This window comes from Parendozoicomonas verongulae, assembly GCF_009711465.1.
Lineage (GTDB): Bacteria > Pseudomonadota > Gammaproteobacteria > Pseudomonadales > Endozoicomonadaceae > Sansalvadorimonas > Sansalvadorimonas verongulae.
The window spans coordinates 3,613-4,621 of record NZ_SMME01000697.1; the positions used below are offsets into that span (position 1 = coordinate 3,613).

Here is a 1,009-nt window from a genome sequence, read left to right on the forward strand (position 1 = left end):
CCTGAATATTTTTCATACAGGTGTTCAAAGAGTGGTAAAGCTTCCATTAAACGGCCTCTTGCCTGTAAAGCTCTACCCTTTGTCATCATCACTCCTTTGTTACTTTGCAAATCCTCTGAAAGAGAATTAACGTACCCGATACATCCATCAAAATTCTCAAGAAGACACAAAGATCTGGCTTTTAATTGCACAACACGAATATATTGCCTCGGGTCTCCCTCGTATTTTTTTAATAGCGCCTCTACCTCATCTAACACTCTTCTGGGATCGGATTTCAGAAGTTTAAAAGCATCATTTATGTCGTGACATATCTGTACATAAGAGTAAGCCGGGGAGTACTGGGCACGATATTGTGAAAGTTGGCGGCGTTCAGAACGACCTGAACACTCTGAATATCGAGACCTATGTGTACTGGGGGCAGGGGTAGATGTATGCCTGCTTGAATCCCCTTGTCTGTGAGAAGAAGACGCCTGCCGGCCATGGCGGCCTTTTCCATAGTGTGGCGGTATGTTCATACTCTGAATAAGCCTTAATAACAGTTATGTCTGGGAGTGTTCATGAAACCAATCGTTTTGTATGGATGAGAGTGACGGAACAAAGGTTCAAAATGAGTCAGGATCACAAACAGCACTGTTTGAAGGTTATACAGACAATATGTGAAACACATGCAGTCATGTATTAATCCAGCGTGACTTCAGTGGCTTTCACATCTTGCTTGTCCTTAGCGATCAGGCCGGAAAGATAGGAAGTGTGGAACCCAAAATGGCTTGTGCTGTCAATATTTGCAGTGATTCAGTAAAGACAGCACAGGGATGATCCAAAATGCAGCCATTTCACTCTATTTCAAGGAAAAGATCTTCAAATCGTGAAGCGGCATTTGGCGCTGGAAAAAGAAGAAACAGTGCTGATTCGGCCTTACTCTCAGTCTCAAAACTCAGATATGCTCTCTCAGAGTTAAGTACGGATAAGAAGAAAGCTCCCTCTTCCCCGATTCATGACAAACAGGTCA

General features: G+C 43.2%; 2 protein-coding genes. One reads left to right on the forward strand and one right to left on the reverse strand.

The genetic code is table 11. From position 1 onward, the window contains the following. The coding region (locus E1189_RS25125) for a hypothetical protein (protein ID WP_230460100.1) at nt 1-257 on the reverse strand (257 nt) is incomplete at its 3' end. A gap of 565 nt (nt 258-822) precedes the next feature. On the opposite strand from E1189_RS25125, the gene E1189_RS25130 reads away from it, so the two are divergent. Next, the coding region (locus E1189_RS25130) for a hypothetical protein (protein ID WP_230460101.1) at nt 823-1,009 on the forward strand (187 nt) is incomplete at its 3' end.